Annotated in this window: 14 protein-coding genes, 2 pseudogenes and 1 riboswitch; of the genes and pseudogenes, 13 read left to right on the top strand and 3 right to left on the bottom strand. The window is 38.5% G+C overall.

What is annotated here, in order from left to right; genetic code table 11:
• Positions 1-196: 196 nt before the first annotated feature.
• Positions 197-1,165: an asparaginase gene (locus tag AC1FXP_RS02735; RefSeq protein ID WP_480058536.1), complete on the bottom strand. Its 969-nt coding sequence runs from the start codon at positions 1,163-1,165 to the stop codon at positions 197-199.
• Between the two features lie 104 nt (positions 1,166-1,269).
• Between AC1FXP_RS02735 and prsW the strand changes: the two genes are divergently transcribed.
• The 8 genes from prsW to AC1FXP_RS02695 all read left to right on the top strand — a co-directional run bounded on the left by prsW (position 1,270) and on the right by AC1FXP_RS02695 (position 10,478).
• Positions 1,270-1,917 (top strand): glutamic-type intramembrane protease PrsW, encoded by a 648-nt coding sequence (gene prsW / locus AC1FXP_RS02730; protein ID WP_480058534.1) that lies wholly within the window; start codon positions 1,270-1,272, stop codon positions 1,915-1,917.
• Between the two features lie 34 nt (positions 1,918-1,951).
• The gene (locus tag AC1FXP_RS02725; RefSeq protein WP_250094818.1) at positions 1,952-2,113 is read left to right on the top strand and encodes a hypothetical protein; all 162 of its coding nucleotides are present in this window, start codon (positions 1,952-1,954) and stop codon (positions 2,111-2,113) included.
• A 134-nt stretch (positions 2,114-2,247) separates the two neighbouring features.
• Positions 2,248-2,351, top strand: a riboswitch (SAM riboswitch).
• Positions 2,352-2,447: 96 nt separating this feature from the next.
• Complete coding sequence (locus AC1FXP_RS02720; RefSeq protein WP_480058533.1) at positions 2,448-3,566, top strand: methionine biosynthesis PLP-dependent protein; 1,119 nt, start codon at positions 2,448-2,450, stop codon at positions 3,564-3,566.
• Positions 3,563-5,401 (top strand): bifunctional homocysteine S-methyltransferase/methylenetetrahydrofolate reductase, encoded by a 1,839-nt coding sequence (locus tag AC1FXP_RS02715; protein WP_480058532.1) that lies wholly within the window; start codon positions 3,563-3,565, stop codon positions 5,399-5,401. Before AC1FXP_RS02720 ends, AC1FXP_RS02715 begins: the two co-directional genes overlap by 4 nt.
• Positions 5,402-5,436: 35 nt before the next feature.
• On the top strand, positions 5,437-8,889 hold the full coding sequence (gene metH / locus AC1FXP_RS02710) for a methionine synthase (RefSeq protein WP_480058530.1): 3,453 nt from the start codon (positions 5,437-5,439) through the stop codon (positions 8,887-8,889).
• A gap of 174 nt (positions 8,890-9,063) precedes the next feature.
• On the top strand, positions 9,064-9,441 hold the full coding sequence (locus tag AC1FXP_RS02705) for a phage integrase N-terminal SAM-like domain-containing protein (protein ID WP_480058528.1): 378 nt from the start codon (positions 9,064-9,066) through the stop codon (positions 9,439-9,441).
• 228 nt (positions 9,442-9,669) lie between these two features.
• Positions 9,670-9,828 carry a hypothetical protein gene (locus AC1FXP_RS02700; protein WP_480058526.1) on the top strand — a complete coding sequence of 53 codons (159 nt, stop codon included), beginning with the start codon at positions 9,670-9,672 and terminating at the stop codon, positions 9,826-9,828.
• Between the two features lie 275 nt (positions 9,829-10,103).
• Positions 10,104-10,478, top strand: a complete 375-nt coding sequence (locus AC1FXP_RS02695) for a DUF4183 domain-containing protein (RefSeq protein WP_480058524.1) — start codon at positions 10,104-10,106, stop codon at positions 10,476-10,478.
• Between the two features lie 34 nt (positions 10,479-10,512).
• Here AC1FXP_RS02695 and AC1FXP_RS02690 read toward each other — a convergent pair whose 3' ends face one another.
• Positions 10,513-10,896 (bottom strand): DUF4183 domain-containing protein, encoded by a 384-nt coding sequence (locus AC1FXP_RS02690; RefSeq protein ID WP_480058522.1) that lies wholly within the window; start codon positions 10,894-10,896, stop codon positions 10,513-10,515.
• Positions 10,897-11,161: 265 nt separating this feature from the next.
• A pseudogene (locus AC1FXP_RS02685) lies at positions 11,162-12,212 on the bottom strand (IS4 family transposase).
• A gap of 226 nt (positions 12,213-12,438) precedes the next feature.
• On the opposite strand from AC1FXP_RS02685, the pseudogene AC1FXP_RS02680 reads away from it, so the two are divergent.
• From AC1FXP_RS02680 to cmk, 5 genes and pseudogenes are all read left to right on the top strand, one after another.
• A pseudogene (locus AC1FXP_RS02680) lies at positions 12,439-12,525 on the top strand (vitamin B12 dependent-methionine synthase activation domain-containing protein); the annotation flags it as partial.
• A gap of 226 nt (positions 12,526-12,751) precedes the next feature.
• On the top strand, positions 12,752-13,834 hold the full coding sequence (locus AC1FXP_RS02675; protein ID WP_480058520.1) for a cell wall hydrolase: 1,083 nt from the start codon (positions 12,752-12,754) through the stop codon (positions 13,832-13,834).
• Positions 13,835-13,852: 18 nt separating this feature from the next.
• Positions 13,853-15,202, top strand: a complete 1,350-nt coding sequence (gene ypeB, locus AC1FXP_RS02670; RefSeq protein ID WP_480058518.1) for a germination protein YpeB — start codon at positions 13,853-13,855, stop codon at positions 15,200-15,202.
• Positions 15,203-15,301: 99 nt separating this feature from the next.
• Entirely contained in the window at positions 15,302-15,505 is a 204-nt protein-coding gene (locus AC1FXP_RS02665) for a hypothetical protein (protein ID WP_480058516.1), read from the top strand.
• Positions 15,506-15,674: 169 nt separating this feature from the next.
• Positions 15,675-16,349 (top strand): (d)CMP kinase, encoded by a 675-nt coding sequence (cmk, locus tag AC1FXP_RS02660; RefSeq protein WP_480058514.1) that lies wholly within the window; start codon positions 15,675-15,677, stop codon positions 16,347-16,349.

The raw sequence follows: 16,349 nt of genomic DNA, 5'->3' as shown, positions 1-16,349 counted from the left end.
TTGACCTTTTGTGACTGCCTCGAAGCAATGAGCCAAGCCGTCGTAATCCTTTGAAGACTGTTATGAGTGGATTTCTTATAACAGGAGCGCGACGAGCATGCCATTGCTAATTTTTCAGAAGGTCTTTATCTGACCTTTTGAGACCTTGTATCGTATGATTTAAGAAGTCATTAATTTATAAAATGGGTGCTATGGGTTATTTATAAAAAAGTTCCTGAATCGTTGAGTGATCCGTCGATTGTTCTAAAACAGCCATGAGCTTCAGTCTTGCCTTTTGGCCATTTAAACCATTTGTAAAAATGATGCCGATTTCTTTTAACGAACGACCGCCGCCCTCGTACGCATAAGTATCTTGGACGACGCCGTTGAAACAACGCGATACCAGTACTACCGGAATGTTACGGGTGATCAATGACTTTAGTGCAGGCATAATGGTTGGAGGGACATTCCCTTGACCGAATGCTTCAATAACTAACCCGTCAATGTGAGTGGTAGCGACGGCTTCGATGATTGTTTCGTCCATGCCAGCATAGGTCTTTAACAAAGCTACTTTTTTCGTCATTTGTGTTACAGGATGGCAATCACGTTTCGTTAATGTATGGTGAAAAAACACCCCGCGTTTTGTAACAATTCCAATTGGGCCGTATTGAGGGCTTTGAAATGTCGCAATATTACTTGAATGAGTTTTCGTTACATTTTTTGCTGTGTGAATTTCGTCATTTAAGACAACGAGAACTCCTTTTCCTCGTGCCTCGTCACTTGCTGCTACTCTTACTGATGCAATTAGATTATGTGGACCATCTGCACCAAGCTCATTACTAGAACGCATCGCTCCTGTAATAATCACCGGAGTATCCCAATCAAGAATAAGGTCTAGTAAATACGCTGTTTCTTCAAGGGTGTCCGTCCCGTGAGTGACAACAATGCCATCTAATTGATCGTCTTTTACTCGCTCTTTTAACCTTTTTGCTAAATCAACCATTAAACTAGGAGTCATGTGAGGAGAAGGTAAATTTAAGTAATCATCCACAATCACAGAGGCAATGGTTGATAGCGATTCGATAGTGGAATATAATGGGTTTATTAAGTTTGGTTGGACTGCTCCATGTTCATTTTCTTGCATGGCGATGGTGCCACCAGTATGTAAAACAAGAATTTTCTTCAAAAAGGTCACCCCAATTTCACAATGTTTTGCATAATTATATTATATTACCATATAAGCTTTGGTTTGAGTAATAAATCGTAACGCAAGGAGAAAGGATTGGCGAATTGTTTGCACTTATTACAGCAGCAATAGCTCCAGGAATGGCATTATTATCATATTTTTATTTGCGAAATCATTATAGTTCGAATACGGTTTCGCTTGTTTTTCGAACGTTTTTAATTGGAGTGTTACTTGTATTTCCTGTTATGGTTTTACAGTATGCATTCACGACGGAAGGGTATTTTACACATCCGTTTACAAGAGCCTTCTTTTTGTATGGGTTCGTGGAAGAATTCTTTAAATGGTTTCTACTTTGGGTTTTTGTGTATCAACATGCGACCTTTGCGAGACGCTATGATGGAATCGTCTACGGCGCCTCTCTTTCACTAGGATTTGCAACATTAGAAAATGTTTTTTATTTAATAGCTAATGGCTTAGAAACAGCTTTTGGCCGAGCTTTATTGCCTGTATCTAGTCACGCTTTGTACGGTGTCATCATGGGATATTATCTTGGAAGAGCTAAAGTAGAAGAAGATAAAAGGGGGAAACATTTGACGTTGTCGTTAAGTTTGCCTATTATTTTACACGGCGTCTATGATTTTATTTTGCTTTTTTTCGGAATGTATTTCTTAGTTGCGATAATTCCATTTATGTTTTTTCTATGGTGGGTAGCGTTAAAAAAGGTGAAGCGAGCTCATCAATTAGATGTATAGGTTTGTAGAATTTAATAAGTAAAGGGTGATCAATATGGCTGAAGGACGTTATCGTGTTGTGATTCGTTGTCCAGTTTGTAGTGAAAAATATATTCTACGTGGGAGTAGAAATGAAAAAGGTGAATATGAAACAGGCTTCAAGCGTTGTGTCTGCGGAAATGAAGAAAACTTAAATATTGATGCTTCCTTAGAATAAAAAATTAAATATGTATTGATCGTTGCTGTTGCGCTTTTTTCTAATGATTTAATCTACTTGCAGGAAAAATTTTTCTTGCAAAAGTTCGAAATTTGTTGTAATTTTGATTAAATGAAAAATATGAATAATTGATTTTCTTATCAAGAGAGACGGAGGGACTGGCCCAAAGATGTCTCAGCAACCAGCCGATTTCGGTCAGGTGCTAAATCCATCAAGTTGACGGCTTGAAAGATAAGGAGAGGCGATTGATAACACAACCACCTTCTTCTTATTTTAAATAGAAGGTGGTTTTTAATATTTATTAATGAATGATATAAATGTGGAGGTCTTATAAATGAACCGTGAGAAACTTGAGACAATCTTAGTACAAATTGGAAATCGTTCAGATAATCCAACAGGGACCATTAATACACCTGTGTATTTTTCAACTGCATATAGGCACACGGGAATTGGGGAGTCGACAGGGTATGATTACGCAAGAACAGGTAATCCAACTAGAGAGGTCGTAGAAAAAGCGATAGCGGAGTTGGAAGAGGGGGAACGAGGTTTTGCTTGCAGCTCGGGGATGGCAGCCATTCAAACGGTTCTTTCTCTTTTTGAACAAGGAGATGAAATTTTAGCATCACAAGATCTGTACGGAGGAACCTATCGTTTATTTGAACAAGGATGGAATCGTTGGGGTTTAACTTTTTCTTTTGCAGACCCTCGTAACCTTGAACAGTTTGAAAACTGTATTACTGATAATACAAAGGCATTATTTATCGAAACGCCTACGAACCCATTAATGCAAGAAGCGTCGATTGTTGAACTAGCTAAAATAGCCAAAAAATACGGAATTTTATTAATTGTTGATAATACGTTTTATACCCCACTTTTGCAACAACCACTTGTGGACGGTGCAGATATCGTTATACATAGCGCTTCTAAATATTTAGGTGGCCACAACGATGTGATCGCTGGGCTCATTGCTGCAAAAGGAGAAGAGCTTTGTGAACGTATTGGTTATTACCATAACGGGATCGGAGCAATCTTATCAGCTTTCGATTCATATCAGTTAATTAGAGGGATGAAGACTCTGGCCCTTCGAATGGATAAACATCAAGAAAATGCGAAAGCAATCGTAAAATATTTAGAGGCGCAAGAAGGTGTAATAGACGTCCTATATCCTGGAAAAGGTGGAATGATTTCTTTTCGGATATTAAAAGAAGAGTGGGTCAACCCATTTTTACAGCAGTTGAAACTCGTCTCTTTTGCAGAAAGTTTAGGTGGGGTTGAGAGTTTGATGACGTACCCTGCTACGCAAACACATATGGACATTCCTGAAGATATTCGTATAGCAAATGGTGTTTGCAATCGCTTGTTGCGTTTTTCTGTTGGGATTGAGCGGGCAGAGGATTTAATTGCTGATCTTGATCAAGCATTCCGTCAAGTGAAAGAGAGGGAGAATGAATGAGCTTTTTAGAACAACTAGCATCAAAAGTCTTAATCGGAGATGGAGCAATGGGAACGTTGCTATATGAGCAAGGAGTCGACCAATGCTTTGAAGAAGTAAATGTAAAAAATCCAGATATCATACTAAATGCTCATAAGAAATACGCCTTGGCTGGAGCTGATGTGATTCAATCTAATACGTATGCTGCGAACAAACTGAAGCTAGAAAAATATGGGCTAGAGAAAGAGGTTCGCTCCATCAATCGCTCAGGCGTACGTTTAGCAAAAGAAGCTTCTGGTGAGAATACGTTTGTACTAGGAACTGTTGGAGGGATTAGACGGTTTCAATTAGAAGAATGGAGCCTTGACGAGATAGAGGAAGCCTTCAAAGAGCAAATGAATGAGCTATTAACGGAAGGCGTTGACGGCCTTTTGTTAGAGACGTTTTACGATTTGGAAGAAGCTACGATGGCTGCAAACCTTGCGCGAAAATTAACAGGTTTGCCTTTAGTTGTAAATTTGTCACTCGGAGAAATAGGTGTGATGAATGGTGGGATTGCCGTTTCTGATGCGTTTGAACAACTGACAGCTATAGGAGCTGATGTGGTTGGATTAAATTGTCGGACAGGTCCGTTTCATATGCTTCGTTCATTTGAAACGATTGCGTTACCGAAAAAGGGGTTTTTATCTGCGTACCCAAATGCAAGCTTACCTGATTATCGTGATGGGCGTGTGTTCTACCAATCGAATGCAGATTATTTTCAAGATATGGGAGAGAAGTTTATTAAGCAGGGGGTTCGTTTATTGGGAGGTTGTTGTGGTACGACGCCTGAGCATATTGAAGCATTTGCAAAGGTGAGAGAAACTACAGAACCGATCACTAGTAAAACGGTCCGGCCATTAGTTGGATTCATGCGGGAATCCATTGAAATTCCGCGAAAAGAAAAGCCGCTTCCAGAAATTGTGAAGGAACGAAAGTCTGTAATTGTTGAGTTAGATCCACCTAAAAAATTAAGTACAAAGCGGTTTATGGAAGGCGCAAAAGCACTTAAGGAAGTGGGAGTAGATGCTGTTACAATGGCTGATAATTCGCTTGCCTCCCCGAGAGTCGATAATTTAGCTCTTGGTGCAATGATTAAAGAACAGATAGGTGCAAGGCCGCTTGTCCATGTTACTTGCCGTGATAGAAACTTAATTGGGCTACAGTCTCATTTAATGGGATTAAGTGCATTAGGCATTGATGATGTATTGGCGATTACAGGCGATCCGACGAAAATTGGTGATTTTCCTGGAGCAACATCCGTTTATGATGTAAGTTCTTTTCAACTAATTTCATTTTTGAAGCAGCTAAATGAAGGAATTTCTTTTTCAGGAAAAGAATTAGGGCAGAAAGCGAATTTCTCTGTCGGAGCAGCGTTTAATCCGAATGTGAGACATTTAGATAAAGCTGTAAAGCGAATGGAAAAAAAGATTGAGAGTGGCGCAGATTACTTCATGACCCAACCAATTTACAGCATAGATCAAATGGAATCATTAGCGAATGAGACGAAACATATAAAAGAGCCTATCTATATCGGGATTATGCCATTAACAGGTACGAGAAATGCTGAATTTCTTCATAATGAGGTGCCAGGTATTAAATTAACAGATGATATTCGAGCTGCGATGGCTGCATGTGGAGAAGACAAAGAAGCCGCTGCAGCTGAAGGGATACAAATTGCGCGATCACTGATTGATGCAGCTTTGCAATATTTCAATGGAATATATTTAATTACACCGTTTATGCGTTATGAAATGACAGTCGAGTTAACAAAATATATAGAAGTACGGAAACCAATTATTCAAGGAAGTAAGTGAATTTAGGAGTATGCGGGAATAGAAAGGACGGACATATGGTTAAGTCTTTGTTTGAACAACAGCTAGAAAAGAAAATTCTAATCCTAGACGGTGCAATGGGGACGATGTTGCAACAAGCTGAACTAACAGCAGAGGATTTTGGTGGGGAAGAATATGAAGGATGTAATGAATATTTAAATGAAACAGCTCCTCATGTTATTGAAAACATTCATCGAGCTTATTTAGAAGCAGGAGCTGACATCATTGAAACAAATACATTTGGCTCGACAGATATTGTTTTGGACGATTATGATCTTGGCTATAAAGCAGAAGAACTGAGTCGCTTGGCAACGGCCATTGCGAAAAAAGTAGCGGATGAATTTTCAACACCAGAGTGGCCGCGTTTCGTTGCTGGTGCGATGGGTCCAACAACGAAGTCACTTTCTGTAACAGGTGGTGTGACGTTTGAAAAACTGGTTGAATCATACCATGAGCAAGCACGCGGAATTATCCGTGGTGGAGCCGATATCATGCTGCTAGAAACAAGCCAAGATATGCGTAATGTAAAGGCAGGTTATTTAGGGATTGAACGTGCATTTGAAGAACTCAATGTAAAGCTGCCAATTTTTATCTCAGGTACGATTGAACCAATGGGGACAACATTAGCCGGTCAAAACATTGAAGCATTTTATTTGTCTTTAGAGCATATGAATCCCGCTGTTGTTGGCTTGAATTGTGCGACAGGACCGGAATTTATGCGAGATCATATTCGTTCGTTATCTGAACTTGCAACGACGTATGTAAGTTGTTATCCAAATGCCGGTTTACCTGATGAAGAGGGACATTACCATGAGTCTCCAGAATCATTAGCGATGAAATTACGTGGATTTGCAGAAAAAGGCTGGCTAAATGTCGTTGGTGGCTGTTGCGGTACGACACCTGATCATATACGGGCAATGGTAGAGGCAACAAAAGATTTTGAGCCACGTACGTTTGATGAATCACATCCACATGCCGTTTCAGGGATTGAACCACTCATTTATGATGAGAGTATGCGTCCGTTATTTGTAGGGGAACGTACAAATGTAATTGGATCTAGAAAGTTCAAGCGGTTAATTGCTGAAGGAAAGTTTGAAGAAGCTTCAGAAATTGCAAGAGCGCAAGTGAAAAAGGGCGCTCATGTTATTGATGCCTGTCTAGCAGACCCAGACCGTGAAGAACTAGAAGATATGGAAAACTTCCTTCAATTCGTTGTGAATAAAGTGAAAGTTCCTTTAATGATTGACTCCACAGATGAAAAGGTTATTGAAAAGGCGTTAACTTATTCACAAGGGAAAGCTATTATTAATTCGATTAACTTAGAAGATGGCGAAGAACGATTCGAGGCTGTTATTCCGATTGTCAAAAAATACGGTGCAGCTATCGTTGTTGGAACAATTGATGAGGAAGGAATGGCTGTTACAGCTGAGAAGAAATTAGAAGTGGCAAAGCGTTCACACGATTTACTTGTTCATAAATACGGGCTTAAACCTGAGGATATCATCTTTGATCCTCTCGTTTTCCCTGTTGGTACAGGCGATGAACAATATATTGGCTCAGCCAATGCTACAGTTGAAGGAATTAGGCTAATTAAAGCAGCTCTTCCTAAGTGCTTAACGATTCTAGGAGTGAGTAACGTTTCTTTTGGGTTACCACCGGTAGGCCGTGAAGTGTTAAACGCGGTATATTTATATCACTGTACGCAAGCAGGACTTGATTATGCGATTGTAAATACTGAAAAATTAGAACGGTATGCTTCCATTTCTGATGAAGAGAAAGAAATGGCTAGCAAGTTATTGTTTGAAACAACAGATGAAACACTTGCTGAATTTACTGCTTTTTATCGTGGGAAAAAAGCCGAGAAAAAGGTTGATACATCAAACTTAACACTTGAAGAACGGTTAGCTTCTTACATTGTTGAAGGAACGAAGGAAGGCCTAATAGAAGATTTGAATCAAGCACTAGAAGCTTACGCCGAACCATTAGATATTATTAATGGTCCCCTAATGGTTGGTATGGACGAGGTCGGAAGATTGTTCAACAATAATGAACTGATCGTAGCAGAAGTCCTACAAAGTGCAGAAGTGATGAAAGCATCGGTAGCCCATCTTGAGCCACATATGGAACAGAAAGAAAACGACAATGGAAAAGGGAAGATTCTTCTTGCAACCGTAAAAGGTGATGTTCATGACATTGGTAAGAATTTAGTCGAAATTATTTTAGGGAACAATGGGTTTAAAATCGTTAACTTAGGTATTAAAGTAACGTCGAATGAATTAATTGAAGCTATAAAAAAGGAAAATCCTGATGCCGTTGGCTTATCTGGCCTCCTAGTAAAATCAGCGCAGCAAATGGTATTAACCGCACAAGATTTACGCCAGCAGGATATATCAATTCCGATTCTTGTCGGGGGAGCGGCGCTTACAAGAAAGTTCACGGATACAAAAATTGCAGCTGAATATGATGGTCTCGTCTTATATGCTAAAGATGCGATGAATGGGTTAGAGATTGCTAATCGACTGGCAAAACCAGACGAACGTGAACGGCTTGCTATTGAATTAGCAGAAGCAAGAGCGAAAAAAGATGCAGTACGCTTACCTGAAAAGAAACCAGTGCAAGATCGTCCAGTAGATGAGTTTGTTCAATCTGATGTTAAAAGGGACGGACCGATTTTTACACCTACTGATTTGGATCCGCATATTTTACGTGACTATAAGCTCTCCCATTTAGAACCGTATATAAATATGCAAATGCTACTTGGTCGTCATCTTGGTCTTCAAGGAAAAGTAAGTAGGTTACTTGCAGAAAAAGATGAAAGAGCTGTTGACTTGAAAGAACGAGTGGATGAATTTTTAGATCAAGCAAAGAAAAATCAGGTCATTCAGGCACATGGAATGTATCAATTCTTCCCTGCTCAAGCTGATGGAAATGATATTATTATTTATGATCCAAAAGATCAGAAGACTGAAATTGAACGATTTACATTTCCGCGTCAAAACCATAAGCCTTTCCTTTGTTTAGCTGACTACTTACGTCCAGTGTCAAGTGGGGGAATGGATTATGTTGGCTTTCTTGCAGTTACGGCTGGGCATGGCGTACGTGAATTAGCGGACCAAGCTAAACGAGATGGCGATTATCTATACAGTCATCTAATTCAGGCTGCTGCATTAGAAATAGCGGAAGGTTTTGCTGAAAGACTTCATCAACAAATGCGGGATAGAATGGGCTTTCCAGACTCAGCCGATATGACGATGGACGAACGATTTGCTGCCAAGTATCAAGGGGTTCGTGTCTCCTTTGGCTATCCTGCTTGTCCGAATCTTGAAGATCAAGAGAAGTTATTTAAGCTATTGCAACCAGAAAAAATAGGAATTCAATTAACGGAAGGTCACATGATGGAGCCGGAAGCTTCAGTTACAGCAATGGTATTTGCCCATCCTGAAGGCCGTTATTTTAATGTATTAGGATAATGTAAGAACTAGCAGGGGTAACAAGGGTTTCAGCTATTCTAAAGTGTTATTTCGCTTCTGAATTAGCTTGAAGTAATTGTAAATTCATTACCAATTATCCTTAAAATGAAATCATCTGCTGTTAAATTATTAAACCTCTTTTCGTTTATTACAAACGGAAGGAGGCTTTTTCTATTGGCTAAAGCAAAGCAGCGTAAAACCACTAGAACTAAAGCTGAGAAGCGGTTTTTATTTCCTTATTTAGAAGAGTTGATTATTCAGGCTAAAACAATCGAAGGAGTTAGACCAAATACAATTCGTAATTACGGAAAATTTTTCAAGCAATTTGAGAAGTGTTTCGGAGAACCAGATGTACGTGAGCTAACTGAACAAGATGCTAGAGATTTTATTACATACATGATTGATATAGGTTTAACCAACACAACTATCAACGCGTATCTTAATCAGGCTAAGTGTTCGTTTCAGATTCTGGAAAAGGAGGGTATTTGTAATAACATCTTCAAGGATATTAAACGTCTAAAAACTGATAAAAAAGAACCATTGAAATACTAACTGTGGATGAACTAAGACAGCTCTTAAAAGCTATGGATCAAGCAAAATATAATGAGTTTCTGGATTTTGTTTTAATTCACGTCTTGCTTGATGGAATGGGGAGAATTGAAGAGAGGGTAACATTGAGAGAATCCGATATTAATTTTGAGAAACAAACAATCACATTTCAAAGGTACTATGGAAACTAGTCTAGTTGATAAGGAAAATCAAAGTAAGGAAATTTATTTAGTGATTTTTCAAAACTATATGGATGATTACGCAGTTGAAGAGTTTAAATCGTTAGAGGATGCTCAGGGTTATGTTATGCAGTTAAATAATAAGGGTTTTAAAGACAACGTTCTAATTGTAAAAGAATTATACCGAAAGCATAAAGAGTTAAACTATTGAAAATGAATGAATACAAGAATATGTCAGCCTTATTTAAGCGACAGATAAAAGAAATGGTAAGGATATATGATAGCTCAGATGATGAGGGAAAAGAGATAGTTATGAGGAGCTTATTAGGGATGATTGATAAGCTGATAGGTGAAGGGTAGGTTAAATAATTTCATTATGTGCTTCAATAAAAAACACGATTACCAAGTCTATCTAAAAACTTTTTATTTTTATGACCAATTATCATGGGACAACATATAATAAAAAAAATTATTTAGGTGGTCAAAATGGAGCAAAATAACAGAAAGCATTTCATTACTACGAATAGGGTTTATGATTGGGTAATCTCAACAGATGAAATTAGGATAAAAGTACCCATAAAAAAACCTAAAAAGGTTTCTAAAGTTGATACTTATCAGTACAATGCTTTATCGGATGGAATTAGTGCAGTTTATACAAATGATGATGAACTTAAAGAATACGGAGAACGAGGTATTTTAGATCCTAAAAAAGTCTCATATACTAACCTATTCATAAATGGAGTATTACAACCTCCAAATACTTATGAGGTTGATAAAGGGTGTTTACGTTTAAAAACCAAAGATATTCCTATTAAAAATACTCCAATTAACCTTCAGTTTGTAACTATTTATCAGTCATAAAAAAGGTAAGGATATAAATCCTTACCTTTTTGGGTTAAGTTGCAACATCTGTCGTTGAAGTTGGAGAGAAGTTTACTATTTCTAATACAATTGGAGTACCTGTTAGGATTGGGTCTCCTCCTGCAGGAACGTCAACATCAAGTGAACCCTCAGTTGTTGCACCAGGTGTATAAGTTGATATTCCCTCCATTTGTAGAACCCCATTAATATAAACATTAAAGTAACTATTATCAGTATTTAAAACAGGCAGATCAGTAGCTACAGCACCGGCGTCATCAAAGAAATCTGCTGTATCAATTGACAGTGTAGTCCCGGCAGCAGTTTCTCCTGTAGTTACGTGAAAGAACTTTTCTTGTTCTGGGTCTACAGAGGTTGTGGTAGACGCAGTTACAAGTAATTTCATAAGTTGTAGTGCCATGGATAAGCCTCCTTTTTATATTTATCGTAGTACTGATTATCATAATATGATTTAGATATAAGAGTTGCTGTAGACAAGTTAATTAAATTAAAGTTTTTATATTGTTTATTGCAAAATCATTAGTGTTGCATAAATATTGACTGAATTTTCAGTTTCTGTATTCATCCTGCTTAGAGCCAAAAAGGTAAATACCCAGTTAAAGGTGGCTCCATCCATTTAGAAAATTATTTACAATTAGACATTTGTGACGGCGACAGATTGTTTATTAAGGAATGACTTTTTCTTCAATTTTCCGAAGCCAAATATGTGCCGGCTTCCACAAAGCAGCTCTTAGATAACGACTAATTTGTAAGGTCTTTCGCTTGCTTTCCGTCTCGAGTTGAATGAGAACATGTAGGCAAAAAACAATTAATGCGATAAACACTTGATTGTGGATCGCCCATTCACTTTGACCGTAGAACTTTTTGATACTGAGATGCTGCTTAATCCATTTGAAAAACAACTCAATCTCTTCGGCACTTAAATCAAAACGATTCGTAAGTAACTGAATTTCGTTTCCTTTTGAATCAATCACTCGTAAAAGACGAAAGTAATTCTCAGTACGGTTTTGAGTCGTACCAATTAACACCATTTGATCAGACAGAATCGTCGTATCCTCGGGTAGTTTGAAATCGTAGACTTCTCGTATGACTGCATTTTTACGTAGCCTGGATAGGAAGAAATAGCCGTCATCTGTCATACGATCAAAGCGTTCATAGTCTAGATAGCCACGGTCAAACACATACATGCATTCCTTGTCATCTATCATGATTTTTAGTTGACCACGATCATGTTCCTTTGCCGTTGTGAGCACCCTTTTCAGGATAGGAAATCCCTTTTTCCATAAATACAAGCCGCAAATGCAACTTTACACCCGCTTTTGTTTTGCGGAACTCAGCCCATTTATGATTGGTCAAATTAAGTGGCAATGTGCTTGAATCAATGATTTTTAATGGCATGATGAGTTTTGTGTAATGTGTTTTGGCATGGATTTTTACGACTAAATCCAGGAAAAGCCTTTGAAATAGATCTGGATTCATACCATTCAAACGCCGTGAGAGCTGAGAGATACTGATCGAATCAAGGTTGACACCTTTTTGAAGCTGGTCGTCGAAAAGACAATCACTCAGCGCATGAAGACTTTCTACTTCTTCGAGCTGTGCGTAGAGTAATAATTTTAAAAATGATTCCGTTGTAAGTTTTTTCGTATAGAAATCTAATTTCAATGTTTTCACTTGATCATCAAATAATTCATGATTAACCAGTCTCAATAAGATTAACAGCTACAAAATCGACCATTTGCACAACATGAGCTATAAGACTTACATGTATTTAACGGCTCAAAATAACTAGTCCATTTAAGTAGGAAGTTCTACGTTAATTAATCAAAACATGTGCTTATATTTAGTTGAAATTTATGGTCTAACCATCCGTTGTGTATAATATAAAATTAAATAAACAAAAAAAGGTTAATTTAACAAGGTTTATATACATTAATTTATTGAGCGCTTCATGATGGAGCCGGAAGCTTCAGTTACAGCTATGGTATTTGCCCATCCTGAAGGCCGTTATTTTAATGTATTAGGATAATGTAAGAACTAGCAGGGGTTATCCCAGAGGTCAAATATAGACCTTTTGGGATAACCTTTTTTGTTGTAAAGCCTATCTTTTCAAGGCTCTATAGGCGATGTTTAGGAAGAAGATTGGTAAGAATTTGATAAGAAATTGTATAAAACTAGGTCGAAAACAAACACTATCCATATCAATCATGACCATGTCATGAAACAGATACCACGAACACAAGGAGGTCTACAACATGAAACGTAATCTGTTTTCATTCAAGATTCCACTTATCATGACATTCATTTGTATTGGGTTAATTGTGAATACGTCACCCACTCATGCATTTACTGACCAAGTAATTCAAAGAGGGGCAACGGGTGATGATGTTGTTGAATTGCAAGCAAGACTTCAGTACAACGGTTTTTATACCGGCACCATTAATGGAGTGTACGATTGGAGTACTTATTGGGCCGTTCGTAACTTTCAGAGTGAATTTGGACTAGACGTAGATGGACTAGTAGGACCACAAATGAAAGATATGTTAGTGCGCTCAACGAATTATAACGAAGAGTTTGTCAAAAAAGCGTTAAATGAAGGCCGTAAATTTACTCACTACGGCGGCACACCTAAGGAGATCCAAAAAGGACCAAAAGGGAGCAGGGATGGTGCACAACCACAGCCAGGACCAGGTGAAGCAGCGCCAGAGCAGCCGCAGCCACAGCCAGGACCAGGTGAAGCAGCGCCAGAGCAGCCGCAGCCACAGCCAGGACCAGGTGAAGCAGCGCCAGAGCAGCCGCAACCACAGCCAGGACCAGGTGAAGCAGCGCCAGAGCAACCGCAGCCACAACCAGGAGCAGACCCAGCGCCGCAACCTGAGCCTGAACCAGCTGCACCTGAAGAGCCAGTGCCATATGCTGAAGAGCCAGAAGAACAGGATAATGAAGCAAATATCCAAAAAGCAACCAATGTACCTGCAGGGTATTCAGAAAATGATATTCAAATTATGGCCCAAGCGGTATATGGTGAAGCACGTGGCGAACCATATGTAGGTCAAGTAGCGGTAGCTGCAGTAATTATTAACCGTATTAATAGTCCGACTTTCCCAAATACAGCATCTGGTGTAATTTTTGAACCACGTGCGTTTACAGCTGTTGCGGATGGGCAGATCTACATGGAACCCAATGAGACAGCTCGTCGCGCTGTACTTGATGCAATTAATGGGCAAGATCCATCAGGAAATGCACTGTATTATTTTAATCCTGATACAGCGACATCTGGTTGGATTTGGACGAGACCACAAATTAAACGAATCGGAAAACATATATTCTGTCATTAATTTTTGGAGGTGATTATTATGGTACGTAATATTGTTATAGGTCTATTAGCCGTAGCCGTTGTTGCAACAGGGATATGGGGCTTTCAAGAACGTGAAGAGAAGCAGATCTTAAAAGTGACTGCAGAGAACAATTATCAACGAGCATTCCATGAACTTGCGTTTCATATTGACCAAATTGAAGATCAATTAGGTGCGACACTTGCGATGAACTCACGGCGCCAGCTAACTCCAGCGTTAGCAGACGTTTGGAGAATTGTAAGTTTAGCACAAGAGAATATTGGTCAACTACCATTAAGCTCTGTAGATCTAGGAAAAACGGAAGAGTTTTTGTTTAAGTTAGGAAGATTTAGTTATCTAACATCGATTCGTGATTTGGAAAAAGAGCCATTAACGGATAAAGAATATGAAACATTAGAGAAATTGTATGACTATTCTAAGGAGATTCGTGAAGAAGTTCGTAAATCACAAGCGATGATGCTGGCCAATGGTGATCAATGGATAGATATTGAAGAAGAAATGCGTGCGACGCAAGAACCATTAAGTAACATGGTTGTTAAAAATCTAGAAGTTATGAACAAATCAATCCAAAGTTATAGTGAAACGGAGTGGGGAGCAGGATTAGCTTCCATTGATGATCTAAATGGAGAATTAAAAGAAGCATTAGACGGTGAGCCTGTTACAAAAGAAGAGGCAGAAGAAATTGCACGTGAATACCTGCAATTAAATGAGAATACACCTGTTCATGTGGCTGATACAGGGAACGGCTTAGAGTACCCAGCCTATACAATTGTTGCTGAGGACCCTGATCATGAGACAAATTATTATATGGATATGAGTGTCAATGGAGGAGAACCAATTTGGATCTTACAAGACCGCCAAATTGAAGAGCAAAATATTAGCTTAAATGAGGCGGTTGAACTTGCGGAAGAATATCTAGAAGAACATGGAAAAGAAAGCATGCAACTTGTCGATAGTAGACAATATGATTCCATTGCTATGCTTGAGTTTGTTCATCTAGAGGATAACGTTCGTGTTTACACGGATTTGATTCGCCTTGAAATAGCCCTTGATGATGGAGATGTAGTTGGGTATGAGGCAAAAAGTTATTTAATCCATCATAAAGACCGTGATATACCAGATCCTGAGCTGACGAACGAAGAGGCGAGAGACCGCTTGAATCCTCGTTTAGATGTAATGGAAGATCATTTAGCTGTCATTGAAAATGATCTAGGGAAAGAAGTGCTTTGCTATGAATATTACGGGGTCATTGAAGACCAAACGTATCGATTGTTTATTAATGCAGAAGATGGGGAAGAAGAGAAAGTCGATCGACTAAATCAATCCGAACCTATCTACGATTTTTCTTGAAATAGAAAAAGAAGAAAGGAAGAAGCATCTCGTGCTTCTTCTTTTTGATTATTCATGAGATAATAGATGGAGTTTATGTAAGTGGGAGGAGTCAGGAGATTGATTAAAGTTGGATCTACCATCTTCTTAGAGTTACAAGAAGTAAAAGACTTTAAAAAGAGATTGTTGCGATATAAATGTCGCTTAGTAGATAAAAAAGATGGGATGTATATCATCGACTACCCAATAAATGAAGAGACAGGAAAAGGCAGCTTGCACTACGAAGAAAATCTGAAAAATTATAACGGTTATCTTAAAAACTAGTGTAATTAAGCTACAAGTAGCCGATTTTTTCTAGTTTATGACTGATAATTCGCAACCTTTAGTTAGACCGTGATGTAAGAATATGATAAGATTATGGAGAGAACAATTGGAAAAATACAGAGATGTAAACACTTTCAATTGTTTTATTGTATATGAGGTGTATAAGTTAATGAACAAAAAGATGAATATTGCTATTGATGGTCCTGCTGGTGCAGGGAAAAGTACTGTTGCGAAATTAGTCGCAGAACAGCTAAGTTATCTCTATATTGATACTGGTGCAATGTATCGCGCTCTTACATTAGCAGCATTACGAGAAGGGATAGATCTTCAAAATGGTCCTGCTTTAACTGAAATTTTAAGTAAGACAACCATTCACCTTCAACATGAACAAAGTGGTGTTCGTGTATTATTAAATAATGAAGATGTGACAGAAGCGATTCGAATGAAAGATGTAACTTCGAATGTGTCATTAGTTTCAAGTCATGAAGGTGTTCGATTAGAGATGGTTGAACGTCAGAGGAAACTTGCGGAAAAAGGCGAAGCTGTGCTAGATGGCAGGGATATTGGTACGTATGTTCTTCCTGATGCCAAAGTTAAAGTGTTTTTAACTGCTTCTGTGGATGAGCGAGCTAGAAGACGTTATGAAGAACAAAAAGAAAAAGGAATACCTGCTGATTTTGATCAATTAAAAGAAGAAATTGCCCGCCGGGATCAATTGGATTCAACAAGAGAATTTGCTCCTTTAAAAAAGGCAGATGATGCAGTTGAAATTGATTCAACTTCACTTACGATTCCAGAAGTTGCAAAATCAATTATTGAGCTAGCAAAAGAAAGGGCAAGATAA

This window comes from Halalkalibacter sp. HAAS-P013 (assembly GCF_056619925.1).
This window is presented reverse-complemented; position numbering and strand designations above follow the sequence as displayed.